We start from the raw sequence: 25397 nt of genomic DNA, 5'->3' as shown, positions 1-25397 counted from the left end.
CGGTGGCGTCAGTCCGAACGATTTACGCGAGTTCGGTTGCTAATCAACCTATCTAGGAGAATTCAATGGAAGCTGGTCTCGACGAGGTCTTCCCGCCTTCGCCAGCAGTGTGGGCGGAGCTAGCCCGATACGAAATGGCTGGTGACCACCGGTTCGGTCAGGCTGTCCGGTTTCTGGAAGAGGGCTGCACCGACCCAAAGGCCCTCGCAGCTGAAGTGGGTATCAAAGAAGAGTATGCAGCATGGCTTCTGGGCTATGCCCAGAAGATGAAGCTCGGAGTTGTCCGAGTCGTTGTTGACGGGAAGAACGATGGTCGGGAGAGTGCGAGCCTTCAGGCTCATCACTACCGGTACGTACTAGACAACGACCTCACCCCAGAGACCCGGCGCTACGTGGAAACAGTGCTAGCAAGATTTCGATCCATCAACCCCGACATCTCCATGATGGCAGCGAACCCGCAAGGCGCTCAGCATTGCTACGAGTTGTCGCTGAAGGCTGAACCGGCCTTATGCGCTAATGCCAATTGTGAGTGGGCCTGGACCCACCATGGTGGTTCATGCTCGTAAGTACGAGGCATGGCAGATTGCTTGCCTGGGTGTTCTACGAGTTGCATTGATGAAAGCGGAGCCAGTCGCGGCTCAGGAGCTCCGGGAATGTATCTGGCCGGATCTGCAAGAGAGCTGAGCTTGACCCATGACAACCAACCTATGCGGCGGATTCGGAGTGGTTTCCTGCATGCGGTTCTCTACACCTGTGGATCAGAATGTTGCTGTCGTTCCTCTGATCTTAGCGATCAGCCTGATCGATGGTGCTTCACCAGCTGAGGATGATGCTGCGTGGTGGACATTCCCTCCACCAACTGAGCGATTCTTCGCAGGTCGCCGGTCCAGCTACATGGGGGCAACTCGCTCGTGATCTCTCGTCCGGCGCGGTTCTCCTGGTAGTGCACGATTCCGGGCGGTAGGTCTATGAGCTTTGCAACGCGCTTACTCAGGCGTCGATGATAAGACTGACGGCTGACGCCGTCGAGTTGGTCACCAATCCTCTCCCATGAAAATCCCTGGTCAAGCAGCAAGTACGTCACACTCGATTCGAGGATCTCGATCAGCTGTCTCATGCGGCTAAGTGCCACAACGTGGTCCATGCTGGGGTCGTCGGTGAGAGTAAGCGCCTGTGCGGCAAGTTCGCATGCTGCCGAAGCCTGGATATCCCGAACATCACGTCGTGTCTTAGGCATCGCCAAACCTTAAATCTTTTGTCAGTGTGACACTGACGCAACCCGTCCTCGGTCTGAGTTGCAGGCGTGCAACTCTTCGTGGGTGGGGCAGTGTTACCCGACCGGGTTGGCTTCCCCGCCGAAGTAGGAGGGGAGGTGACGAGCGTATGGATGCGACCCACGGTGACAAGAGGACGGAGCGCAAAAAGGATAAGAAAGACCTGAGCAGCTGGGCTAATTGCTTGGCGGCCATAATCCAGCTGATCAGGCTGTTCTTCGAGATGTGGCCAATGTAGTGCCCCATCTTGCAACCGGTCCTGGTTCGGGTGAATTCCTCGCCCGGGCCAGGGCTGGGCGCTTGAGTAGCTTAGCTCTTCAACTTGCCGTGGCGAGTCCAAAAATCGCCCGTTCGTACGCGGGGGTTCCACAAATGCCGAGACGAGTGCTTCGCCTGACGGCTCTTCCTGGACGCGCCCACTGCAGGTCCGGCAGTCTGCTCGAAAGGCGTCGACCTTCCCGGTAGAACGCCAACGCTCGCCCGACCTGAGGATCCCCACCCCTGGTTCATCGAAGCTCTCCAGCTCTACCTCATGAAAGGTGCAGCGTCCATCGCGTACTGCCCTGACAACATGTGATTGGCAAGGGGCGCTACCCGGCCCGGATTGTCCCTATGCATGGACGTCGTTTGGCAACGGTGCTACCGAAGCGCTACTCGTTCCCCAGGTGCGGTCAGCGGTCGCACTCGACCTGGGTTGCAGTCCCTCAGCAGAGGACCTGCGGGTGAGGATTCGAGTAGTGAACTACTTGGCTTGCAGCGCCCGCACGGGTCGAAGCTTCTCTTGTACAAGCAATCCGAGCATGAAAGGGGTTGGCCATGTGCTGCGGTGAAATAGATGCAGCGAGCCTGGGGCCTGAGGTTGATGCTGAGTTCTTTGCCGGTATCCGCAAGGTCTTCGACGAGTTCCCAGATGCCAAGAAAAAGTACTCCATCGACGCCCTGCCGACTGAAGCTGAGGTTGCGAAGATAGGCGTAGATCTGGATGGATACGTAGGTGTCACCCGGTACGAGCCAGGCCGCGTCATCACTGAGTTCTATCCTCGTGACAATCTGGATCCAAGGCGAGTGTTCTGCTGCAAGTGGGATGGCGACAACCGCTGTCTCAAGATGTGCGGCCATCAGGAGTTGTAGTTAGACCGAACTGGTGGACTGCTTGGGAGCAGTCCGCGATCGGATTCCTTTGTGCTGGAGAGTATCCGGATCCAGACAAGAGTACGGGTCCAGGTGCCGAAAGTTATCAGCTGGTGTGCACACCGTCAGTGTTGACGAAGATCCCGTTTGCCGTTGGTGTGGACGAACTCAGTTCCGTCGATGGTGGCGTTGATAGTCCAGGACATGGTGCGATACATCCCGTAGTCCAGTTTGGTGAACGATGCACCTCCCGGGGTTCCGTCCTTCCACTTAAACGATCCACTGGGTACAAACCTGATCCCGGACACACATCGGCCGCATATATATTTCACTGGAGAGAACTGGATCTCGCACTCCACGAAATCTAGGTGAGCTGGCACCGGGTCTTGCCGGACTTGGTGACGACGTACGTCCAGGCGTCAGTGGCCTTCAAGACAGTCAAGTTGCGCCCGCTTGGCCCGTGCCCGAGCGTGCCATTGGTGCCAGACTGAAGCCACTCGCGGCACAGTGTTCACAGCAGCGGTCAACTCAATCACGGGTCGCGGTTCCTGGCACTCTGCGGCGGTGCCGCTCTGTCACCTGCTTAAGGCCTGGGGCGACGAACACGCCATGGTCACTAAGTAGCTTCCGATGCGGGGAGCAGGTGACGTTGGGCACAGTGCTGGCGGCGCTAGCGAGGTGACGGCGCAACTTCGCAGGTGAATGCGCAAAAATCCAAACCGGCGAGTCGCGGTATGCTGTCGGACCCTGCCGCTACAGTGGCAATCGTGGGGCAGAGGGAACAGCAGAAAGGCGGCGGATTCGATGTCTTCGTATGTAGCCGATCCCGCCTGGCTAACAAACGACGCGATCTCACAGTACGCGGAGCGGGTGGGCGTAGGCCACGATATTTACGATGCGTCCGGCCGTGCTGACATAGACGTCCTACTCAGACGTCTTGGTGGTGACGTCCGTTCCGCAATAGATGAAGAATCGCTCCATGTCCGCGGGCGAGGAAATTTCACCGTTTTCATTCCACACTTTACGTCGTCGCGGCGTGACCGGTTTACCATAGCGCACGAGCTCGGCCACTATTTTCTGCACTACCTATATCCGAAAGAGGTGGAAGACAAGAAATTCGGACGCGGTGGCCGCGACCGAGCGGAGACGGAAGCGAACGTCTTTGCTTCAGCGCTACTAATGCCAGCCGAGAAGTTCGCAGACGCATATCGCGAACTCGGAGGCGACCCTTGGCGGCTCGCAAGCCGCTTTGATGTGTCTCCACGTGCCGCAACTGTGCGCGCCGAGGTGCTCGGACTCCGGTGACGACGGGCAATACCGACACTGACACCGACGATGAAAGTGTCTCGCTAATATTCCTGTCGTGCGATTTGACGGGGTCGACAATTTTCAAGCAGACAAATCCTGCCGATCTGCCTGATCCGTGGCAGAAGGTATTCCTGCAGTTCTATCGAGAGTTCCCGCAACGAATTGCTACAACCCAGCTCGAAATGGGTACGGCGGACCTTAGCTTTGAACTCTGGAAGCCGATCGGCGACGAGCTGATCTTCTCCTGCAGGGTGCGTTCCGAAGACGACGTGTGCAACGCTGTGCGTACTTGGTTGAAATCAATGGCAGATTATGAGCTCTATTCGCTAGATGGCATAGCCATGGGGACTAAAGGAGGAGCGTTCATTGCGACGTTTCCTGGGCCGGACAGTCGATCCAGCGTGCCGCGTCTACCGTTCGCTGAAGAATCAGACGAAGATGTTGTGGATTTAAATAGAAAGGCTTGGGAGCAGCAAGATCACTCGAAATTTGTTTATGACTATTTCGGTCCGAGTATCGACACTGGCTTCCGCGTGATAAGTAAATGTGATTCTCGCTATTTCACACTATCAGTGGAAGTCGCTCTCGCGATGCTGCGTAGGTCTGCTCCCGGATCGCTCCGCCGGGATGAGGACACTCGCGACCTTATGCTGCTCGATTTTGTGGAGCTAAAAGGCGTTTGGAAGAATAGGCGTTATCCAGTTATTGCGATCGATACTGAGTTCGACGATCCAGTTAACGCTGCATACCGAAACTTCGAGACTCGCGGGACGCCGGACCAGCTACATGACCTTTGCGAAGCGTGCTATCACAGTGGCGAAGAATGGCCGTCGAAGCTGTATTTGCCTCAGTCGTGGAATCCCTTCTATAAGGCGAAACCAGAAGACGCGTTGGCAGATTATCTGCCTGCGACCACTGCGGAAGGGGTTGAGCAGCGTGCGACTGAGCCTGAGGGCGCACTCCAGCTGGAAGGTGAGCTCGACTTGGGACTGGTGCCGAAGTTCGAAGTCGCCAGGGCATACCTCTCGGCCCGACCAGAGGATCGCGAGATCCATGGATGCATGCCGAACGGTGAGATGCTGTGCGGTATCATTAGCAATGACGGCGACGGACCTTACGTGCCTAACATGCCCGAGCCTGACCCGTTTGATCCAGATGAGGCCGATGTTTGTACTTCGTGCAAGGCGGAGTGGGCCTTTCTGCCTGACGATTACCCACACCCCGATCCTGACAGCTACGGGGACCAGGGCCGCTGATCACCGTAGCGCTGAGCACCCCAGCAAGCTCACCTGCGGAGACGGATTAGCATTGGGCTGACAGCACCGCCGGTGCGGGCGTTAAAAAGGCCGCCGCTGAACTGCGGCGGTAACAGTGCCCCTCGCGGATTCGAACTCGCCGCTTGTCCACAATCGACATGAGGCTGTATTCGGATGGTCCCGATGAATACCGTGGCGATTCCAATTGAGTCGGACCGTCTCGACCACGAGGATCGTCGACTTGTTGCATTCCTCACATACCCGATCCAGTATCGCACACGACGCGCCGGAGTGAATCTCAGTAGTAATGCGTCCGGCGCAACTACCGTTTCAGGTGATGAGTCAGCGAAAGCGTCTTGGTGTAGCAGCTGGCGTTGCCCTCGTGTTTGCAACCTTCGCGCTGATCTTTGGTGTGATCGCATTCGTTCAATGGGGACAACTCCGAGAACGGCAAATGAATGCGAACTGGGGTTCGGTGCCCGATTGGATCGCGGGCGTTGGAACGACGCTAGCGTTCGCAATCGCGGCTTACGTGTTCTGGTATGAGACACGGGCCCGCAACTTCAGCGAGCGGCGGAGTCAAGCGGGCGCGATTACCGCGTGGCCCAGTGGCTACCGCGCTATTTACAAGCAGCCGAGAGATATTCCGGCCGATGTCGGCACCGCTGAGTTCATCATGAATATCATCAGTCCCGGGCCAGTCAGCGGTCGGGACGTTAACCTGACGACCACGATGCAAGTCAATCTCATCAACGCGTCATCGTCGGCAATCTACGACCTGATCGTCGTCGTGCTATGCGAGCACAGTGACGCGCCGATGCCCGCGACTATGAACGATTTCGGTGAATCTCAGCTGGTGCAAACAGTATTGGAGCCATGGGAGCATCGACTAGATCGGATAGCAATCGGTCGCGCTTCGGTGCTTCCGCCAGGAAAGTGGCAGGTCCGTGTCAAGCTGGCGAGTACGTCGGTGCGCGGTGAGGGAGTGAACCTATTCTTCCGCGATAGCCATGGGAATCACTGGCATCGAGCATCTTTGGGGCAACTTGTAGAACTACATTCAGGCCTGCCGGATGAAAATAAAGCCCTTCAGCTGGCTATCGCCGACGAGGTAGGTGAGAGGGGTACGGATGCCCGTTTGCGCGTCATCATTCCGAAACCATTGACAGACGAGGAATCAACATAATGTCGAGTATTCAGTCACCCTGGTTGGTGCTTCGCGACGACCGGTTCAATCTACGGGTGCAAAACCGCAGCAGTACTGATCGTTACTACGTGAAGGTTGGCGGCCCGCAGGTAACCAGGCTGTGGGAGTGGGATGTGTTCGCCGCCGGTGCGGTCAAGCTGATCCGCGTCATGCCGGGGGATGACAAGGGGCCCGAGGTCAATTTCGAGTGGAGTGATGACCTTGATCCGAACGCAGAGCGGCACCGTTTGCAGGAGTTCCCAAACCCCGTGCGATAGAGAGCAGCTTGCGTAGTCACCGCGATTCACCCAGTTGGGCAGTGTTGCCAGGCCGGTACACCGATCGTTTCAGCGAACCGGGTCAGAGTGCGGGCTGATAGATACGTTTTGCGCCAGAGTCGGCTGCAGGTCCCATCCGCAGATCGCAACTGTATTGACGGTGATTCGGGACACGTGTCACTGACACCTGGGACAATTGCGCCTGTGAATGAAGAACTGATCCCACGCCCCGCCGCTGCGGCGTGGCAGCGGCACACCGCAAGCGCCCAGAAGATGACGCGGTGGATTGCGGCAGAAGCTGGTGACGCGGCCTACGCACGCCGAGCTCTGTTCTTGCCGCTGAAGAACAGCCTGACCATGGCCGCCCCTGCAATTCAGGCGTTCAGCAAGAACGGCAACATTGGTACCTCGAAGAGTCCTCATGTCAACAAAGGCGGGGCAGTCCTCGCGTACTGCACGGATGCGGGATTGCTGGCGCGTGCTGTGGCTGCTGCTGAAGGCCAAGTGCTCGGCGTTATCGAATGGACTGAGGGCGAGGTCGCAGGGTGGGCAGCCGCCACGGGCGCAATCGATCTTGCGACAGGCGAGCCGACACCGGGTGTGCCAGAAGAGATTCACGAGGCTCTCAGCGACCTGTACGACGCCGGATACCAGGGTTACCACAAGGACCGCGACCCGTACAACGCGGCGCACTACTTCCCGCCAATCGACGTGCTTCTCGACGCCGGTTACGACTACATGTTCGTCGCGAGCTACCTTGTGGCCCTTGGTATGCACGGGGAGAGCGTGGGAGCAGATCTCAAGCAAATCTACGTACCGCCAGGTCAACGTCGCCGGGTCAGCCGGTAGATCCCGCAATACCCCAGTCGGTGGGGCGGCGGCACCGGCGATGCTGGCGAGTGAGCTAGTCGGAGTTGCTCACGCGCCTCGGCCAGTACCGCAGCTACTGTCTACGGGGCGATCTGCCCACCGGGATTACTGGACTGATGCCGCCGTGCGGCCGGATTCATCGCCGGAGCCTCCGCACGGTACGGGCCGCCGTCCTCGGGCTTAACCGAATGGACGCGGCCGCTGTCATCAGGTCTTGCGTCTGCGCGGTCGGGCAGGAGCGTTCAGGGGGCGCATCAAGTGTTCGTCAATGTCGTTCTGATCGACGCGGATCGTGCGCAGCGAAAGTCCCATCCGGTAGCCGGTCAGCTCTCCGTCAGTGATCAACCGGCGTACGTTGCGTGGGCTGATCTGCACGTACTCAGCGGCCTCTGCGATGGTGATGTAGCACCGAGGCATCAGGCGGACCAGATCCTGATACGACCAAGATTAAGCAGCGACGTTCGGTCTATGCGAATAGAGCGGCTGTTGCCGATGCGCCGAGCATCTAGCTGCTCGTGGGCAATCATGCGGCGCACCAGATGTGGGCTGACCTGGGAGTGGTTCCCGGCCTGAAGTAGGGTTACCCAGCGGGGCAATTCGTCATCGGGGACAGTGGGCTGTCCGCGTAGCTGCAGTACTGAGCTCCGTTCGACACGGATCAACCTGCCCCAAGGTGCGCAACCACTTCGCACTCCGATTCGGCGGACGTCGAGCTGTTGCAAGAGTGTGTTGTAGGCGTCCGTGCGATCGGTATCAAAGTAATCGGCCACCTGTGCAGTCGTCATCCACGGAGGCAGTGCGGTCGATGCCATTGGCGGCAGGCTAACGGCGCTGGGCAACAGCTCCTCGACTCCGCGCTAACGCAGGGATTGCGGCAAAGTTGAAGGGAAATGACGACACCCTTCGCCAGGAGTCGAATGGACAGTGTTCTCAGCCCGTGAGGTCTCACGGGGAGCGGCCAATCCGCACGGCGAGTCAGACATTGGGTTCGTGGGCCAGCGAAGCCGAGCACCACGGAACGGAGAACGCGCACCTGCTGCAAGACGACCACGGCGGCGCGACGGCTGCCCCCTATGCTACGGGCGGGGAAGTGACCTACGGAGCATTTGTAGTGCTTCTTCGACGGTTTTCGGCGGCAGCGGGCACAACGCCGCCAAATCCGAAGCTTGCATGAATAGCTCGGGCCACTGATCTGCCAACTCGTCGGTGCGGGCCGCGTATCCGACAGCGAAGGTGCCATTCTCGTTTCGCACTTCGCCCACGTAGATGCCAATGACGCCGTATGGGTCCGGCGGTATGCGAAGCGTTACCGCAGCGCCAGAACACCCTCCACCAGCGGGCATGCTGAGTTCGTAGAAGGCCCGGCCGGGAATCTTGTCAATCGGCAATGGGAAGCCGACGCTGCGCCGCAAGTGCCCTTCGGAGTAAACAAGATCCGGCGTCAGCCCCGCACCTTCGCTCATTCGCTCGTAGTAGGTGTCCTCCGGGTAGCCGAACAACATGTAGCCAGCCGGGGCGGAACTTTGTTCCTTGCGCATTTCCAGCGGTGAGTGGTAGTCGTCGTCGGCGATACGGAACAGGGCGACATCTTGACTCTCGTGAAACGAGATGCTGGAGATTGTCGCGAACCTTCTTCCGCCGCTTGCAGGCCAGAAGATCGCCCCTGGGATCTTGCCCGCCTGATCGCCAGCTCTTAAGGCCTTCGCCACGTGTCCGGCCGTTACGCCGAGGCCTCTTCCGCCGCGAAGCAGGAAGCCGGTTCCCTGGATTGACTCCAGCTCGCATTCCTCTGGTGTTGTTTGGCGAACGAGGACCAGCGGAAGTACGTAGTCCCGGATTGCCTCCACGTCTTCTGCCCCTTGAAGGGCGGATCGGCTCACGCTGGCCAGATTAGTCGGTCGTATGCGGTGCCGATTGTCGCGACCGGGAGACGGTTGAAGCGCTGGACCGATGCGGAAGGGCTAACCCTGTTCGATGACTCCAGAAAGTAGAAAGCCGCCCTCTTCCAGGTGGTGTACCTGAGCGGGCGACAGGAATCGAACTCTCATAGCTGTTCGAAGAGGATAGGTCGGGTCTCCTACGGCCTGCCCGTTCTGCGTCGTCGAGGCGAGTGAGGAACACGGAGCTCGGGATTCGACTCGCCGACGTGCCCACATTTTGCCCACAACTGGGTGGCGGTTACAGATATTTCCCGAGATCTCGGGTGACTAGTATCTGCTGGTAGGACTATTTTTTGGCACTGCGACCAGGGGCATACGCAGAACCACGACTTCTTCTCCGGCTCGGGGTCCAGCTACGTGATCGGCAAGGCCGTCAACACCGAGGACGAGGACTGGGACTTCTAGTCACGCCGGTGCCAGCAGCGATCCGGTCGCGTCAGCACGTTCACGTGACCGGGATGGCGACTTCGTTGCGGCGTCGGCACGGCAGGGTCCAGGGCGGGTCGTAGAACCAGGCGGTCGCCTCGCCGTCCGGTTCGAAACCGGTCTCGCGCAGGATGTTCCGCAATTTCTCGGTCTGTTCGGCGACCCTTCGGGTCCCGTAACCGCCGCTGAACCTGAGCACCGCGTACTTCTCCGGCGGAACCACCACCAGTTCGACGCGGTCGTCGTCGGCTTCCGGCAACGTTTCCAGAGTCCACTGCGACGGCATGAAGAAGCGGATGACCCATTCGCCCGCGTCACGGTGCTGGGCGACCGGGGCCGTCATGGCGATGCTGGTGCCGGTGGCCCGTCCGGTCTGCACCGCCACCGGAGCGGTCATCGAGATGCTCTGACTGCCGTGGTTGGCGCCGAAGATGTACTTGGCCAGCCGCCGGAACCCGGTGGACCGGGCCTGGTCCTCGGCAAGCGCGGGCACCCTGGTCTGGGCCGCGATCCGTTCACCGTACTGGCGCACCTGCGCGCCCCGGGCCAGCTCGACGGCGTCGAACCGCGGTTCTTCGAGGCCGAACCTGATCCCGGCCACCGAGCCGATGGTCTCCACCAGCTGCTTGGCGATGGTCTGCACATCCGCCATGGCAACTCCTTCCCCGGAAAGCGGCTGCCGGCGTCGCTGACCCGACAGATTCCCTAGGTATTCGGAGACGACCAAGGGCCGGATTGCGTGTCGATGGTTGCTGTCGTCGTCACCCCGGGCCCGAACCGGCCCGAAATGTGTTTGTCGTCACTGCGAAACGGGCACTTCTCAGGGAGTTCACGGGTTCTATTGAAGGTCCTCCTCCATTGGGGGCGGAACCTCAATGGTGACGGTTGAACGACCGGCACGAGGAGGACAGACATGGCAATGAACAGAGTCGACACCAATGTCGTCGAACTCGCGCCCCGCCGCGCCCGCCAGAACATGCGCGCGCTTCTCCAGGCGAAGCGCAGGCACCCGTCCTCGATCGGCAACGTGGCGATGGCACGTCCGACGCCCGTGTCCGCGCCGGTGACCGAGCACATCTGCCAGGTGCTGCCGTTCAAGCGCTGAGCGGGATCCTCGCGGTGACCGTGGTACCCGTGCCAACAGGGCTGACCACGCCGAACTCACCGGACAGCGCCTCCACCCGGTCGCGCAGACCTACCAGGCCCGACCCGGCGCCCGCCACCGCACCACCGGTCCCGTCGTCGCTCACCGACAGCCGCAGGGTGGCGTCATCGGCGACGACACACACCGAGACCGCCTCGGCGTTCGCGTATTTGGCCGCGTTCGTGAGGGATTCGGCCACCACGTAGTACGCGGCCACCTCGACCGACTCGGGCAGACGCCCCGTCACCCGCAGATCGAGTTCGACCGGGACGGGGGACCGGCGCGCCAACGTCTTGATCGCCGGGGCGAGCCCGCCCTTGGACAGAATGGCCGGATGCAGGCCCCGGGACAATTCCTGCAAGTCCGCATACAGCCCGGCCAGCCCCTCGATCGACGCGGTCAACTGCGCACGCATGGCGCCGTCGGCGCCGGCTTCGATGGCGCGCAGCTGCAGGCTCAGCGCGACGATTCGTTGCTGTGCGCCGTCGTGCAGGTCCCGCTCGAATCCGCGCCGGGCCTGGTCGGCCGCCGCCACGATGCGGGCCCGCGACGCGGTGAGCTCGGCGCGGGTCTCGGCATTGGCAATCGAGGTGGACACCAGGTCGGCGAAATCGCGAATATGCGCTTCGGTGTGCTCGGGGATCGCGTGTGCTGCCGGCCAGGCGACGATGAGCGCACCCCGGATCTCGCCGTCCACGATCACCGGCGCCCCGGAGCCCGAACGCATCCCGCGCTTGCTGAGTGCGGTGGCCACCTCGCCGGTCGCTGTGCTGTAGTCGTCGATACGGGCCGCCGCACCGGCACTGCGGATCCGGGCGCTGACATTGTCGCCTTGGGTCGAAAACCGTTGTCCGACAGCGAGAATCCCAGAATCGCTGGCAGCGAGCACCACCGCGTGTTCGTCGGATTCGTAACGCAGCAGCGTGACGTGTTCAGCCCCGAGACTGTGCGCCAGTTCGGAGACTGCGACGTCGTACACATCCGACGAGGCCGCGCCGCGGGCCACCAGCGTGGCCACCCGACGCAGCGCGGCCTGCTGATCGGCCAGCGCGGAGGCCTCACGGCGGCGTTGTTCGGCCTCCGCGGTACGCAGGCGCGCCTGTCCGACGAGCACATTGGTCACCAGGGCAAGGGTGAGGAACACGCCGACCGCTGGGGCCAGGGTGTCGCGGCCGTCCAGATGGAAGTAGACGTAGACCAGTGCGCTGGCCACCGACGTTGCCAGCGCCAGCCCGAACCCCCACCCGGCCGACACCACCAGCACCCCGAGCAGGAACACCGCGCCGAACGCGTCGTCGGGTGCCACCTTCTTGAGTGCCAGCACCAGCAACGTCTCGGCCACGATGAACGCGGCCGCGACGACGATGCCCCAGCCCACGGGGCGCGCGGTCGGCCGCACGATCATCGCCAGGAGCCGATTTGACCACGAACGCCAGTTCACCCCGCAGATGTTATTGCGGATGCTCACAGAAACCTTTCCGGCTAGCGGGAATGCCCGCGGACCCCGATCCTGCCAAGCTCGAGTCATGTCCGGTTCCCACGTCGTGCGCGCGTTGATCGTCGATGACAGCGCGGCCTTCCGCGATGCGGCGACCACGATGCTGGCCCACGGCGGAATCACCGTGGTCGGCACCGCCACCGACGGTGCCGGCGCACTCGACGCCAGCCGTGCACTGCGGCCCGATGTCGCACTGGTGGATGTGGACCTCGGCGCCGACAGCGGCTTCGACGTGGCGGAGCAACTCACCGACGTCCCGGTGATCCTCATCTCCACCCACGACGAGCAGGATTTCGCCGATATGATCGCGACCAGTTCGGCCCGCGGGTTCCTGCCGAAGTTCGCGTTGTCGCCCGACGCGATCCGCGGCCTGCTGATCCGCTGAGCTCAGAGCGAGTCGAGGTAGACGATCACTGCGCGCACCCGCCGGTGATCGTCCCCGGTTTCCGGCAGGTCCAGTTTGGTCAGGATGCTGCGCACATGCTTTTCCACCGTGCCCTCGGTCACCCACAGCCGCCGGCCGATACCCGCATTGGACAGGCCCTCGGCCATCAGGGACAGCACCTCGCGTTCGCGGGCGCTGAGGGCGGCCAGCGGATCATTGCGTCGCCGGGCCGACACCAGCTCGGTGACCAGAGCCGGATCGATGACTGAGGCCCCCGCGGTCACCCGGTTCAGGGTGTCGACGAAATCCTCGACATCGGTGACGCGGGTCTTGAGCAGATAGCCGATGGCACGGCCACCGGCGAGCAGCTCGGTGGCGTGTTCGACGTCGATGTGCGCCGAGAGCACCACGATCCCGGTGTCGGGGAATTCGGCGCGGATGGTGCGCGCGGCGTCGAGCCCCTCGGTGCTGTGCGCGGGTGGCATCCGGATATCGGTGAGCACCAGGTCGGGCCCGTGTTCACGCACCGCGGCGAGCAGCGTTTCCGCGTCGCCGGCCTGCCCGGCCACCTCGAAACCCGACCGCTGCAAGAGACTGGCGAGCCCCTCGCGCAGCAACACGTCATCGTCTGCGATGACAACTCGTATAGCCACCCGCACGCCCTTTCAGGTGCTGCCGTTGCAGCCGCGACATTCTCGCATCTCGCCGCGCGCGCGTCAGGATGCGTGCCCGATATGGGGGCTGGCACTACCCGGCCGGTACGGCGAGCGCTCCCGCGGTGTTGGCAGCCAGCACCGCAGACGCCGTGGCGGTGGAGGAGGAAAGTGAACTCGTCGAACCAGTCACCGAGGAGATCGCCATGACCACATCACTGACCCGCAGCGCGCACACCTTGTCTCTGCTCGACGGCGAGATCGTCGAAGAGAACGAGCTGGGCTCGATGCGCCGCGTCACCGCCGACAATCTGCCCATTCTGAATCGACTGTCCATCAAGCGGGTGGTGTTGAACCCGGGTGCCATGCGCACACCGCACTGGCACGCCAACGCCAATGAGCTGACCTACTGCGTGTCCGGTACGGCTCTGGTCTCGGTGCTCGACAACTACAGCGAGTTCTCCAGCTTCGTCATCACCGCGGGGCAGATGTTCCACATCGACTCCGGCTCGCTGCACCACATCGAGAACATCGGCGAGGAGGCGGCCGAATTCATCATCGCCTTCCGCAACGAACGCCCCGAGGACTTCGGGCTCGGTGCAACGTTCGGCGCCTTCACCGATGCCGTGCTGGGCAACACCTATGACCTGCCGTCGTCCGATATGGCCAAGATCCGCCGTGACACCCGACGTACAGATCACAAACTCGCCGCCCGGATCGGCGATCCGGAGATTCCCTCCGGCGCGTACTTCAAGGATCCGCACAAGTTCGATATCGAGGGCCAGCCCGCCGGGTTGACCTACGCCTACGGCAACGCGCGGTTCGCCCGGGACCAGTACTGGCCCGCGCTGAAGGACATCTCGATGTACTCGCTGCGGGTGGCCGAAGACGGGATGCGGGAACCGCACTGGCACCCCGCGACCGCCGAGATGGGCTATGTGCAGCACGGTGATGCACGCATGACGATCATGAATCCCGATGGGACGCTGGACACCTGGAACATGACGACGGGGGACATGTACTTCATCCCGCGCGCCTACCCGCACCACATCGAGAACATCGGTACCGATGACTGGCACTTCCTGATCTTCTTCGACCAGCCGTTCCCGGCGGATATCGGCTACCGCGCCTCGGCGAGTGCGTATTCCCGGGAAGTGCTGGCCGCGACGTTCAACACCCATATCGACGACCTGCCGAATTTCCCGTTCACGCCGGCCGATCCGCTGATCGTCCGTAAGAGCAACCCCGTGGACTGATCGGTTCGGGGGTATCGGATGAACCCGCGGTGAATGACGGGAGAACTATGTCATCGGTGGTAGCGCATATCGGCTGGACCCGAGAAACTTGTCGCGTGACCACCTCGACTTCGCTCGTCGCCCGAATTCTGGACTGGCTGCGCGCCGGTTACCCCGAGGGCGTGCCCGGTTCCGACCGGGTGCCGCTGCTGGCGCTGCTGCGTAACACCCCGCTGACCGAGGATCAGGTCAAGGAGGTGGTGGCCCACATCACCGCCACCGATTCGTCCGCGCTGGCCGACGGCGAGATCGACAAGGACGAGATCGAGGCGTTCATCGCCGAGGTCACCCATCACGACGCGGGCCCGGAGAACGTACGCCGGGTGGCGGCCAAGCTCGCCGCGGCCGGCTGGCCGTTGTCGGGAGTCGAGGGACTCGAGGAGACCGAGAACTAAGAGCCGATGGCGCGGGCCGTCACCCGGCCCCCGCGGTGCGGGGTCAGCACGACGTGCTTGACGCGTTGGCGTTCGCCCGGCTCGTCGGTGGTTTCCCACTCGACGCGCCGTAGCACCTCGCGGAGCACGACGCGCATCTCCGTCAGGGCGAACGTGGCACCGAGGCAGCGCCGGTTACCGCCGCCGAACGGCAGCCAGGCGGTGGGACCAGGCGTCGTGCCGACCATCCGATCCGGGTCGAAACGGCCGGGGTCCGGATAACGCGCCGCGTCCGCGTGCGCCAGCCCGATGCCGGGCGCCACCATGACACCTGCGGGCAGGCGGTAGCCGGCGATTTCGACCGGCTCGGTGAGCACCCGACCGACGTCGAAGACGACCGGCCGGATGCGCAGCGTTTCCTTGGCCACCGCATCCAGATAGTCGTCGTCGCCGGTCTGGGCGGCTCGGGTGGCCCTGGCCAGGATCTCGGGGTGGCGGGTGAGCCGCTCCAACGCCCACGAGAGCGCCGTGGCGGTCGTATCGTGGCCCGCCAGGAGCAAGGTCATCAGCTGGTCGCGCAGTTCACGATCGGTCATCGCACGACCGTCCTCGCCGGCCGCGCGGATCAGCATCGCGAGCGCGTCGGTACGGTCGGCCAGCGCCGGATCGGCGCGCCGTTCGGCGATCTCGGCGTAGAGCAGCCGGTCCGCCGCAGCGATCCGGTCCCGCACACCGCGCCACGGCCTGCGCTGTTGTAGACGGCTGTCGGCGATCGACAGGCTGTCGAAGGCGGTGAGGTTCAGCAGGCGCGGCAGCACCGTGCGCAGTTGGGTGAGTCGGGCCGGGTCGCTGGCGCCGATCACCGTGCGCAGGATGACCTCGAGGGTGATCGCCGACATCCGCGGCGCCACCGCGAAACTCCGTCCCACCGGCCATTCGTCGATGGCTTGCCCGGCGATCTCGGCCATCGCGGCGGCCCGACGGTCGACGGCCGCGCGGGTGAACGGGGCCATCATCAAACGGCGCCGGTCGGCGTGCACCTCGTCGTCGATGACGAGCACGGAGCTGTCGCCGAGGAGCCCGCTGAGCATCGAATTCGCTTCGCCCGCATGGAAAACGTGCGGGCTGCCGGCGAACACCGCCTTCATGTCGGCGGAGTCGGCCAGGTAGACGATCGTGCCCAGTGAGGACACCCGCAGCGTGAACGCCGGACCGTAGCGCCGGTGACACGCCGCCACGAACCGTGGCCAGTACCGCGCCAGCAGGGCCGCCTGCACCGCCCGGGGAAGAGGAGGCCCGGGCGGCAGGGCGGCGGTGATGCCGGTCACACGGCCATGGTAACGCCGTGCACGGCGGCCCTTGTGCCGGCGGATTCGCCCCGGAGCGGGTGGCTCCGGGGCGAGCGCGGGCGGCTAGATGGTGGACGCGTCGATGACGAAGCGGTAGCGCACGTCGGAGGACAGCACCCGCTCGTAGGCCTCGTTGACGTACGACGCGTCGACGACCTCGATTTCCGGGGTGACGTCATGCTCGGCGCAGAAGTCGAGCATCTCCTGGGTCTCGGGGATGCCGCCGATCATCGATCCGGAGATGCTGCGACGTCCACCGGCCAGCGGGAACGCCGGAACCTCCAGGGGATGCTCCGGGATGCCGAGCTCGACGAGGGTGCCGTCCACCTTGAGCAGGCCCAGGTAGTCGCCCATGCGCAGGTTGGCCGACACGGTGTTGAGGATGAGGTCGAACGTGCCGGCCAGCTTGGTGAAGGTGTCCGGGTCCGAGGTGGCGTAGTACTCGTCGGCGCCCAGGCGCAGACCGTCTTCCATCTTCTTGAGCGACTGGCTCAGCACGGTGACGTGCGCGCCCATGGCGTGGGCCAGCTTGACGCCCATGTGGCCCAGGCCGCCCAGACCGATCACGGCCACCTGCTTGCCCGGGCCCGCGTTCCAATGCTTCAGCGGGGAGAACAGGGTGATGCCGGCGCACAGCAGGGGAGCAGCCTTGTCCAGCGGGATGGAATCCGGGATACGCAGGACGTAGTTCTCATCGACGACGATGGCGGTGCTGTAGCCGCCGTAGGTGGGGCTGCCGTCACGCTCGGTGGAGTTGTAGGTGCCGTGCATGCCGTACTCGCCGGTGCAGTACTGCTGCAGACCGGCCTTGCAGTTGTCGCATTCGCGGCAGGAGTCGATGAAGCAGCCGACGCCGACGTGATCGCCGACCTTGTACGTGGTGACCTCGGAGCCGACCTCGGTGACGATGCCGGCGATCTCGTGTCCCGGTACCACCGGGTAGTTGGGGGTGCCCCATTCGGCTTTGACGGTGTGGATATCGCTGTGACAGATACCCGCGAACTTGATGTCGAAGGCCACATCGTGCGGGCCGACGGCGCGGCGCTCGATGGTGGTCTTGGTCAGATGGCCGGACGCCTCGTTGGCGGCGTAGGCGGAAACGGTGGTGGTCATGGTGTGGTGATCCTCTTCTTCTTCGACATGCCTCTTTGAGTGCGCATCACGTGCCTTCGCTCAACGCTAGCGAAGGTGACCGAGCACGGCTCGGCGGCGGGCGCGACTTTGCACCGCCGGTCGTTACAACAGCGACCTTGCGGGGTCTAGTCCCGGTTCACGCTGTGAATCGGGTTATAGCCCCGGCGCCCGGAATCCGGCGTTGACACTGACCCGGTCATACCGTGCCACACCGGCCTGGGTGTACGGGTCGGCGGCGGCGAGAGCGTCGGCCTCCTCGGCGGACATGTCGCCGGTGATGAGCACCGCACCGCGGGTCTGCGTGCGTCCGGCGAGCAGGATGCGGCCCGCGGCCACCTCCTCGGTCAGCCAGGCCAGGTGAGCCGGCCTGGTCGCATCGACGACGTCGTCGGGCTGCAGGTAGGTCAGATTCAGCACATGAAAAAGTCCGGACACGTCGTGAGGGTAACCGGCGTCATCGCCCAGTCACATCCGTTGCACGGCGTTAACGTGCCGCCGGGGATCGGTTACGCCGTCGCAACCATGGAGTCCGTCCCGCCCATCAAACTGTCGATTGACAGAAATGATGCCGACTGGGGGGAGTCCGGTGAGCAGCGAGGCCGGCACGGTTCTGATTGCCAACCGGGGTGAGATCGCCGTCCGGTTGATCCGCGCCGCCCGCGCGCTGGATCTGCGGACCGTCGCGGTGTTCTCCGACGCCGACCGCGCGGCGCCGCACGTACGGATGGCGGATGCGGCGGTCCGGCTGGGCCCGCCGGCTCCGTCGGAAAGCTACCTGCGGGTGGACGCGATCCTCGATGCCGCGCACGCCACCGGCGCCGGGATGATCCACCCCGGTTACGGATTCCTTTCCGAGGACGCCGAATTCGCCGCCGCGGTGGAACGTGGTGGGTTGGTGTTCGTCGGCCCGACACCCGAACAGCTGCGGGTGTTCGGAGCCAAGCACACCGCTCGGGCGGCCGCGGTGGCCGTTGGTGTCCCGGTATTCGCCGGCTCGGGACTGCTCGACGATGTCGCCGCGGCGCTTGCCGCCGCTTCCGATATCGGCTACCCGGTGATGCTCAAGGCCACCGGTGGTGGCGGCGGTATCGGCATGCAGGTGTGCCGGGACCCGGCCGAATTGCGCGCCGCCTACGACCAGGTGTCGCGCCTGGCCGGGCGCAGCTTCGCCGCGGCCGGGGTGTTCGTCGAGCGGTACGTCGCCGACGCCCGTCATGTCGAGGTGCAGGTCTTCGGCGACGGGACCGGGCGGGTGGTGTCCCTCGGTGACCGGGACTGCTCCCTGCAGCGGCGCAACCAGAAGGTGGTCGAGGAGGCGCCGGCCCCGGCCCTGCCCGATGAGCTACGGGCCCAACTGCATTCGTCGTCGCGGGCGCTCGCCGCGGCGGTGTCCTACCGGTCCGCCGGCACCGTGGAGTTCATCTACGACCCCCGCAGCGAGGAAGCGTCGTTCCTGGAAGTCAACGCCCGCCTCCAGGTCGAACACCCCGTCACCGAGGCGGTCACCGGAATCGACCTGGCCGCGTGGATGTTCCGGCTGGCCCGCGGTGAACGCGATCTGCTGGACGGTCAACCGTCCGCGATCCCGACGTCCGGCCATGCCGTCGAAGCCCGTATCTACGCCGAGGATCCGTCCCGGGAGTACCGCCCGAGCACCGGAACCCTCACCGAGGTGGCCTTTCCCACCCGCCCCGGGATCAGGGTGGACACCTGGGTGGAACGGGGCACCGAGGTATCGGCATCCTACGATCCCTTGCTGGCGAAGGTGATCGGCAGCGCGCCCGATCGTGCGGCGGCCCTCGACATCCTCGACGCCGCCCTCGCCGACACCGTGCTGCACGGTATCGAGGTCAACATCGGCACCGTGCGTGCCGCGCTCGGGCACGACGACGTGCGGGCGGTCCGGCACACCACGGCAACGCTGGCGGCCGTGGTGGATCCACGTCCGCGGATCACGGTCGAGCGGCCGGGGCTGCTCACCACCGTGCAGGACCTGCCCGGGCGGGTGGGGCGGTGGGATGTCGGTGTCCCGCCCAGCGGTCCGATGGACGACCTGTCCTTCCGGCTCGGTAACCGAGCCCTCGGAAACCCGGACGGGGCACCCGGATTGGAGTGCACCGCAACCGGTCCCGCGCTGCGCTTCACCCGGCCCACGACGGTGTGCGTCACCGGGGCGCACTGTCTGGTGACCATCGACGGGGTGCCGGCGCCGATGTGGGAGCCTGTCGAGGTCCCGGCCGGCGGGCTGCTCGACATCGGTGCGGCCGAGGTCGCGGGGCTGCGCACCTACGTGCTGTTCGCCGGTGGGCTGGACATCCCGCGCTACCTCGGCAGTGCGTCGACGTTCACCCTGGGGCGCTTCGGCGGCCACGGCGGACGGCAGCTCGTCACCGGTGACGTGGTGCGCGTCGTCCCGCCGGCCGGCGCCGTGCCGTCCGCGCCGGTGCCGGCCGAACTGCGTCCCGCGATGCCCTCGGACTGGGAACTCGCGGTCACCGAAGGTCCGCACGCGGCACCGGAGTTCTTCACCCGCGCCGATATCGACACCCTCTACACGGCCCGCTACCGGGTGCATTTCAATTCCGCCCGGACCGGCGTGCGCCTGGAAGGGCCCACCCCGCAGTGGGCGCGCGGCGACGGCGGCGAGGCCGGGCTACACCCGTCCAACATCCATGACACCGCCTACTCGGTCGGCGCACTGGATTTCACCGGTGACACCCCGATCCTGCTCGGCCCCGACGGTCCCAGCCTGGGCGGCTTTGTCTGCCCGGTGACGGTGATCTCGGCGCAGCGCTGGAAACTCGGGCAGCTGCGCCCGGGGGATACCGTGCGATTCGTGCCGGTCCGGGCCCAGGATGCGCCGTCGCGCACCGATATCGGCATCAACCGCGGCGCCACCGGCCCGGTGGCCCGCACCGGTGGCGACCGGGACGACGGCATCCTCGCCCGCCGCGCCCCGGGCGACGCACCGGCGGTGGTATATCGGCGCAGCGGCGATGACAACGTGCTCGTCGAGTACGGCGAGATGGTGCTCGATCTGGGCCTGCGGGCTCGGGTACATGCCCTGCACGGGCGACTGGCGGACGCGGTGCGCGACGGATCGGTCACCGGAATCGTCGACCTGACCCCGGGAATCCGTTCCCTGCAGGTGCATGTCGATCCGGACATCCTGCCCGTCACCCGGCTGCTCGGGCTGCTGCGCGAGCTCGAGGACGACCTGCCCGCCGTGTCGGATCTGGTGGTGCCCAGCCGCTCGGTGCGGCTGCCGCTGAGCTGGGACGACCCCGCGACCCGCGAGGCGATCGAACGCTATATCTCCGGGGTGCGCGATGACGCGCCGTGGTGCCCGTCGAATATCGAGTTCATCCGCCGGGTCAACGGTCTGGCGTCGCAGGCCGAGGTGATGGACATCGTGTTCGCCGCCGAGTACCTCACCCTCGGCCTCGGTGACGTGTATCTCGGTGCGCCGGTGGCCACTCCGCTGGACCCGCGGCACCGGTTGGTGACCACCAAATACAATCCGGCCCGCACCTGGACCGCGGAGAACTCCGTGGGCATCGGCGGGGCCTACCTGTGCATCTACGGGATGGAGGGGCCGGGCGGCTATCAGTTCGTCGGCCGGACCACGCAGGTCTGGCGCCGCTATCCGCGTGATGCCGATGAAAAACCCTGGCTTCTCCGGTTTTTCGACCGCATCTCGTGGTACCCCGTCAGCCCGGAGGAACTGCTGGACCTGCGGGCCGATATCGCCGCGGGCCGCGGCACCGTCGACATCACGCCGGGCACCTTCTCACTGGCCGAGCATGAACGCTTCCTCGCCGAACACGCCGAGGACATCCAGCGGTTCCAGTCGGTGCAGACTGCGGCGTTCGCCGCCGAACGCGCCGCGTGGGCCGCGGCAGGGGAATTCGACCGGGCCGAGCGCGCCCAATCGCGGGCCACGACGACCGCCGATGACCTGGTGCTCGACGACGCGGCGCACCGCGTGGATGCCCCGTTCTCCTCGAGTGTGTGGAAGGTCGATGTGGCGGTGGGGGAACGCGTCGTCGCGGGCCAGGCACTGGTGGCATTGGAGGCGATGAAGATGGAGACCGTGCTGACCGCACCGTCCGACGGGGTCGTCACACATGTGCTGGTGGAGGCGGGGCATCAGGTGGAACCCGGGACACCGCTGGTGGTGGTCGGTCAGCTCTGAGCGTGCAGTGCGATCAGCTGCCGGCTGCGGTCCCGTAGCTCGGGTGTCGTCGCATCGCCGAGCACCCGCAGGCATGCGTCGGCCACGTGTACCGGCAGCTCGGCGCGCTCCGGGCCGTGCGGCACCGACCACATGTTGACCAGTGACTCGACCAGCCGGAACGGCAGATCTGCGGCGGCGGGGTGGACCCCGGTGCGGTCCAACACGGCCCGGCTCAGTGCCAGGTAGTGCAGCCGGAGGCGTTCCCGGTCCGACCAGAACGGCTCCAGACGAGCGTCGCGCAATTCGGGAAGCAGGTACAGCGCGCCCAGATTCCAACTCCCACTGAGTAGTTGATCGCCGTCGAACGCGGCGAGCGCGTGCAGGTGCTCGGCCGCGGTCAAGGCGGGCGTGGCGCCCAGCAGGGTCGGGATGAACGACAGTGTCGGTGTGACGGTCTGGCTCAGCAGAGCGCACAGGATGTCGTCCTTGGTCTTGAAATAGTGATACAGCGAGGCCTGCCGGATGCCGACCGACTCGGCGATACTGCGCGTGGATGTGCCCGCGTAGCCCGTCGTGGTGAACAATTCGCTTGCCGCATCCAGGATTTCGTCGCGGGCCGTCATGCCGGGGCGCCGCTGCGTCTGCAGTCGGGGCCGGCCTGCGCGGGTGAGCGGCATGGTCCCATCGTGACCCATGACCTACCCGATCGGTACGCACGAGCGTATCTGTCACACGACAGAAACGCGCGATACGCCTCGGTTACCTACGGCCCCGAATTGGTTACGCCAGCGACACCCATCGAGCCTGCTTGCCGTGAAAACTGTCAACTGACAGGCCAGCCATGGCACCGCGAACAACCCGGGAGAGCGCTCATGGGCATCGTCGGTTCCGCGGTCGATGTGGAGCAGGTGCACTCCGCGGCGCCGCCGAACGTTGATCCCGTCGCCGCCGTCGGCGACCTGCATGTCACCTTCCGCCGCAACGGCACCGACGTGCACGCGCTGCGCGGGGTCAGCCTGGCCGTGGCCCCCGGCGAGATCCTCGGACTGGTCGGCGAATCCGGCTCGGGGAAGAGCGTGCTGGGTTTCGGCCTGCTCGGGCTGCTGCCCCGGCAGGCCCGCATCGACGGCACCATCTCGGTGGCCGGTTCGGACATGGTGCATGGCGAGGCCAAGATGTTGCGCAAGGTGCGCCGGCTCGACCTCGGCGCAGTGTTCCAGGACCCGATGACCTCCCTGAATCCCACCATGCGGATCGGCAAGCAGGTCGCGGAGGCCGCGGGCAGCGAAGAGGAAGCGCTGCGCCTGTTGACGGCGGTGGGCATCCCGGAGCCGGCCCGGCGGATACGTTCCTATCCGCATGAGCTCTCCGGCGGCCTGCGCCAGCGGGTGATGATCGCCATCGCCATCGCGGGTGACCCCGAGCTCATCATCGCCGACGAGCCCACCACCGCGCTCGATGTCACCGTGCAGGCTCAGGTGCTGACGCTGCTGCAGGGACTGCGCGACGAGATCGGCTGCAGCATCGTCTTCATCACCCACGACCTCGGTGTGGCCGCGCAGATCTCGGACCGCATCGCGGTGCTCTACGCGGGCCGCATCGCCGAGATCGGGCCGACCGCCGAGGTCCTGCAGGCGCCTGCCCACCCCTACACCCGCGGCCTACTGCGCTCGCGGCTGACGCTGCAGACCGCGCGGGACCGGCGGCTGGCCGCGCTCCCGGGGTCGGTGCCGAGCCCCCTGGTACCGCTGCCGGGATGCGCGTTCGCGCCCCGCTGCGAACTCACCACCGACGACTGCACGAAAACACCCCCGGATCCGATCTCGGTGGCTCCCGGGCGGGTCAGCGCGTGCCTGCTGCCGCCCGAGCGGCAGGCGGTGACCGAGGCCGCCCCGGACGGCGGACCCTTTGCCGAACAAGCGGTTTCGCCGCCGGACGCCGAGCCGCCCTGTGCGATCGAACTGGCCGATGTCCTCAAGACCTTCGCGGTCGCCCGCCGTGGCAAGCTGCAGGCACTACGCGGGGTCACGCTGCGGGTGGGGCACGGCGAATCGGTGGCACTGGTGGGGGAGAGCGGGTCGGGCAAGTCCACCCTGCTGCGCGTGATCGCCGGTCTGGAGAAGGCCACCTCCGGCACCGTGAAACTCGCCGGCGAGCAGCGACCGCAGATGGTCTTCCAGGATGCGGGCGCGTCCCTGACCCCGTGGCTGTCGGTCGGTGAACTCATCGCCGAGCGCCTGCGTGGCACGAAGATGTCCCGGTCGCAGCGGCGTGAGGCCGTCATCGAGGTGCTCGAACGGGTCGGGCTGCCCGCCGAGGTGGCCAAATCGCGAGCCGGTCAGCTCTCCGGCGGCCAGCGGCAACGGGTTTCACTGGCCCGGGCCACCGTCGTACCCCCTCCTGTGCTGCTGTGCGATGAACCCACCAGCGCCCTGGACGTCTCGCTGGCCGCCTCGGTGCTCAACCTGATCGGCGATCTCCGCCGCAAGCTGGACATGTCCGTGGTGTTCGTGACGCACGACTTGTCAGTGGCCCGGGTGGTCGCCGACCGCATCGCGGTGATGTACCTCGGCCGGATCGTCGAAATCGGCCCCGCCGAGCAGGTCATCGGCGATCCAGCCCATCCCTACACCCGGGCGCTGGTCGACTCCATTCCCGACCTGGGCCGCGAATCACGCGTGCTGGCAGGCGAACCCGCCAGCCCGCTGTCGCCACCGACCGGATGCGCGTTCCACCCGCGATGTCCCATCTCCGTCGACGCCTGCAGCGGTGACGAGCTCGACGTCCGCCTGGAAGGCTTCCCCGGCGATCCGCACCAGGTCGCCTGTATCGAACGGAAAGCGGTCTGATGGCTATCGCGATCTCGGCTCCCGGCCTCGTCCGCGGAGGCACGCGCTGGCGGCCGTCCCTGCCGCAGTCCCGGTCGGCGATCGTGAACTGGACCGGATTCGCCCTGGTGATCGTGGTGACCCTGGTGGTCATCGCGGTACCCCTGATCGCACCGCACGACCCGCTGACCCCGGTCGGTCTACCGTTGCAGGCGCCGGGCAAGAACGGGTTTCTGCTCGGCACCGACAGCGTCGGCCGCGACATCTTCTCCCGGGTGCTCTACGGCGCCCGCTCGAGCTGGTTCGCCGCACTGGCGGTGGTGGCGCTGGGGCTGTTCATCGGCGGGCTGGTGGGCCTCATCGCCGGTGCCACCGGTGGCTGGGTGGACGCCACACTGATGCGCATCACCGACGGGTTCCTGTCGCTGCCCGCACCCGTACTGGCGATCGCGGTGGTGGCCGCACTCGGACCGGGTTTCCTGCACACGCTGATCGCGGTGTCCATCGTGTGGTGGCCGTTCTACGCCAGGCTGGTCCGCGGGGAGGTCGCTCGGCTGGCCGCCCGGCCACATGTGGAAGCGGCGAAACTGGCCGGTGTCAGCAGATTTCGGCTCGCCGGCCGGCACCTGCTGCCGGGTGCGGTACCGAACGCACTGGTGGCCGCCAGCCTCGATATCGGCACCCTGATCCTCACCCTGGCCGCGCTGTCCTTCCTCGGACTGGGCCAGGCGGCGCCGGCACCCGAACTGGGTGCCGACTCGGCCCGCAACCTCAGCTACTTCCTGCAGCAGTGGTGGATCCCGGTGATGCCCGGTCTCGGTGTCCTGGTGCTGGCGCTGGTCGCCAACATCGCCGGTGACTGTCTGCGCAACCTGATGAAGACGAGTTGAC

At 65.0% G+C, this 25397-nt stretch carries 24 protein-coding genes and 1 pseudogene; 15 read left to right on the top strand and 10 right to left on the bottom strand.

Annotated features, from left to right (window positions below; genetic code table 11):
- The first annotated feature begins 65 nt into the window (after positions 1–65).
- On the top strand, positions 66–566 hold the full coding sequence (locus tag H7J86_RS05530) for a hypothetical protein (protein WP_267289774.1): 501 nt from the start codon (positions 66–68) through the stop codon (positions 564–566).
- Between the two features lie 227 nt (positions 567–793).
- On the opposite strand, the gene H7J86_RS05525 is transcribed toward H7J86_RS05530, so the two are convergent.
- On the bottom strand, positions 794–1237 hold the full coding sequence (locus tag H7J86_RS05525) for a hypothetical protein (RefSeq protein WP_267289772.1): 444 nt from the start codon (positions 1235–1237) through the stop codon (positions 794–796).
- 853 nt (positions 1238–2090) lie between these two features.
- On the opposite strand from H7J86_RS05525, the gene H7J86_RS05520 reads away from it, so the two are divergent.
- The 6 genes from H7J86_RS05520 (at position 2091) to H7J86_RS05495 (ending at position 7282) form a co-directional block, all read left to right on the top strand.
- The gene (locus tag H7J86_RS05520; RefSeq protein WP_267289770.1) at positions 2091–2405 is read left to right on the top strand and encodes a hypothetical protein; all 315 of its coding nucleotides are present in this window, start codon (positions 2091–2093) and stop codon (positions 2403–2405) included.
- Between the two features lie 702 nt (positions 2406–3107).
- Positions 3108–3710 (top strand): ImmA/IrrE family metallo-endopeptidase, encoded by a 603-nt coding sequence (locus H7J86_RS05515; protein WP_308204823.1) that lies wholly within the window; start codon positions 3108–3110, stop codon positions 3708–3710.
- Positions 3707–4969, top strand: a complete 1263-nt coding sequence (locus H7J86_RS05510) for a hypothetical protein (protein ID WP_267289766.1) — start codon at positions 3707–3709, stop codon at positions 4967–4969. Before H7J86_RS05515 ends, H7J86_RS05510 begins: the two co-directional genes overlap by 4 nt.
- A gap of 337 nt (positions 4970–5306) precedes the next feature.
- Positions 5307–6155: a phage holin family protein gene (locus tag H7J86_RS05505; RefSeq protein WP_267289764.1), complete on the top strand. Its 849-nt coding sequence runs from the start codon at positions 5307–5309 to the stop codon at positions 6153–6155.
- On the top strand, positions 6155–6433 hold the full coding sequence (locus H7J86_RS05500) for a hypothetical protein (RefSeq protein WP_267289762.1): 279 nt from the start codon (positions 6155–6157) through the stop codon (positions 6431–6433). The genes H7J86_RS05505 and H7J86_RS05500 overlap by 1 nt, the downstream gene beginning before the upstream one ends.
- 204 nt (positions 6434–6637) lie before the next feature.
- Positions 6638–7282, top strand: coding sequence for a hypothetical protein (locus H7J86_RS05495; protein WP_267289761.1), 645 nt, complete (start codon positions 6638–6640; stop codon positions 7280–7282).
- Between the two features lie 228 nt (positions 7283–7510).
- On the opposite strand, the gene H7J86_RS05490 is transcribed toward H7J86_RS05495, so the two are convergent.
- On the bottom strand, positions 7511–7720 hold the full coding sequence (locus H7J86_RS05490) for an excisionase family DNA-binding protein (RefSeq protein WP_267289760.1): 210 nt from the start codon (positions 7718–7720) through the stop codon (positions 7511–7513).
- Positions 7721–8379: 659 nt separating this feature from the next.
- Positions 8380–9183, bottom strand: a complete 804-nt coding sequence (locus tag H7J86_RS05485) for a trypsin-like peptidase domain-containing protein (RefSeq protein ID WP_267289758.1) — start codon at positions 9181–9183, stop codon at positions 8380–8382.
- Positions 9184–9561: 378 nt separating this feature from the next.
- On the opposite strand from H7J86_RS05485, the pseudogene H7J86_RS33540 reads away from it, so the two are divergent.
- Positions 9562–9648 (top strand): annotated as a pseudogene (locus H7J86_RS33540) (hypothetical protein); the annotation flags it as partial.
- 40 nt (positions 9649–9688) lie between these two features.
- On the opposite strand, the gene H7J86_RS05480 reads toward H7J86_RS33540, so the two are convergent.
- Positions 9689–10321 (bottom strand): SOUL family heme-binding protein, encoded by a 633-nt coding sequence (locus H7J86_RS05480; protein WP_267289756.1) that lies wholly within the window; start codon positions 10319–10321, stop codon positions 9689–9691.
- Between the two features lie 261 nt (positions 10322–10582).
- Between H7J86_RS05480 and H7J86_RS05475 the strand changes: the two genes are divergently transcribed.
- Positions 10583–10774, top strand: coding sequence for a hypothetical protein (locus H7J86_RS05475; RefSeq protein WP_139169935.1), 192 nt, complete (start codon positions 10583–10585; stop codon positions 10772–10774).
- Here H7J86_RS05475 and H7J86_RS05470 read toward each other — a convergent pair.
- Positions 10764–12254, bottom strand: coding sequence for a sensor histidine kinase (locus H7J86_RS05470; RefSeq protein WP_308204822.1), 1491 nt, complete (start codon positions 12252–12254; stop codon positions 10764–10766). The genes H7J86_RS05475 and H7J86_RS05470 overlap by 11 nt on opposite strands.
- Positions 12255–12339: 85 nt before the next feature.
- Between H7J86_RS05470 and H7J86_RS05465 the strand changes: the two genes are divergently transcribed.
- Positions 12340–12696: a response regulator gene (locus H7J86_RS05465; protein ID WP_267289754.1), complete on the top strand. Its 357-nt coding sequence runs from the start codon at positions 12340–12342 to the stop codon at positions 12694–12696.
- Positions 12697–12698: 2 nt separating this feature from the next.
- Here the strand turns inward: H7J86_RS05465 and H7J86_RS05460 are convergent, their stop codons facing one another.
- Positions 12699–13343 (bottom strand): response regulator, encoded by a 645-nt coding sequence (locus H7J86_RS05460; RefSeq protein WP_372517238.1) that lies wholly within the window; start codon positions 13341–13343, stop codon positions 12699–12701.
- A gap of 212 nt (positions 13344–13555) precedes the next feature.
- Here H7J86_RS05460 and H7J86_RS05455 point away from each other — a divergent pair, with 212 nt between their 5' ends.
- Both H7J86_RS05455 and H7J86_RS05450 read left to right on the top strand, forming a co-directional pair.
- Positions 13556–14605 carry a cupin domain-containing protein gene (locus tag H7J86_RS05455; RefSeq protein ID WP_090357318.1) on the top strand — a complete coding sequence of 350 codons (1050 nt, stop codon included), beginning with the start codon at positions 13556–13558 and terminating at the stop codon, positions 14603–14605.
- A 125-nt stretch (positions 14606–14730) separates the two neighbouring features.
- Entirely contained in the window at positions 14731–15039 is a 309-nt protein-coding gene (locus tag H7J86_RS05450) for a DUF3349 domain-containing protein (RefSeq protein WP_235632829.1), read from the top strand.
- On the opposite strand, the gene H7J86_RS05445 is transcribed toward H7J86_RS05450, so the two are convergent.
- The 3 genes from H7J86_RS05445 to H7J86_RS05435 form a co-directional block, all read right to left on the bottom strand.
- Positions 15036–16346 (bottom strand): cytochrome P450, encoded by a 1311-nt coding sequence (locus tag H7J86_RS05445; RefSeq protein WP_267289752.1) that lies wholly within the window; start codon positions 16344–16346, stop codon positions 15036–15038. The two genes, H7J86_RS05450 and H7J86_RS05445, sit on opposite strands and share 4 nt — an antisense overlap.
- 84 nt (positions 16347–16430) lie before the next feature.
- The gene (locus H7J86_RS05440; RefSeq protein WP_090357076.1) at positions 16431–17480 is read right to left on the bottom strand and encodes an NAD(P)-dependent alcohol dehydrogenase; all 1050 of its coding nucleotides are present in this window, start codon (positions 17478–17480) and stop codon (positions 16431–16433) included.
- Between the two features lie 174 nt (positions 17481–17654).
- On the bottom strand, positions 17655–17936 hold the full coding sequence (locus H7J86_RS05435) for a YciI family protein (protein WP_267289750.1): 282 nt from the start codon (positions 17934–17936) through the stop codon (positions 17655–17657).
- Positions 17937–18087: 151 nt separating this feature from the next.
- Here H7J86_RS05435 and uca point away from each other — a divergent pair, with 151 nt between their 5' ends.
- Positions 18088–21696, top strand: a complete 3609-nt coding sequence (gene uca, locus H7J86_RS05430; RefSeq protein WP_267289748.1) for an urea carboxylase — start codon at positions 18088–18090, stop codon at positions 21694–21696.
- Here uca and H7J86_RS05425 read toward each other — a convergent pair.
- Positions 21687–22355, bottom strand: a complete 669-nt coding sequence (locus H7J86_RS05425) for a TetR/AcrR family transcriptional regulator (RefSeq protein WP_187098884.1) — start codon at positions 22353–22355, stop codon at positions 21687–21689. The two genes, uca and H7J86_RS05425, sit on opposite strands and share 10 nt — an antisense overlap.
- A 195-nt stretch (positions 22356–22550) precedes the next feature.
- Between H7J86_RS05425 and H7J86_RS05420 the strand changes: the two genes are divergently transcribed.
- The gene (locus H7J86_RS05420) at positions 22551–24527 is read left to right on the top strand and encodes a dipeptide ABC transporter ATP-binding protein (protein ID WP_090357072.1); all 1977 of its coding nucleotides are present in this window, start codon (positions 22551–22553) and stop codon (positions 24525–24527) included.
- Positions 24527–25396 (top strand): ABC transporter permease, encoded by an 870-nt coding sequence (locus H7J86_RS05415; RefSeq protein WP_090357070.1) that lies wholly within the window; start codon positions 24527–24529, stop codon positions 25394–25396. The genes H7J86_RS05420 and H7J86_RS05415 overlap by 1 nt, the downstream gene beginning before the upstream one ends.
- Position 25397: the final 1 nt, after the last annotated feature.

Source organism: Mycobacterium hackensackense (genome assembly GCF_025822555.1).
Classification (GTDB): domain Bacteria; phylum Actinomycetota; class Actinomycetes; order Mycobacteriales; family Mycobacteriaceae; genus Mycobacterium; species Mycobacterium fluoranthenivorans.
Note: the sequence above shows the minus strand (reverse complement) of the source record. Positions and strands in the feature narration are given on the sequence as shown.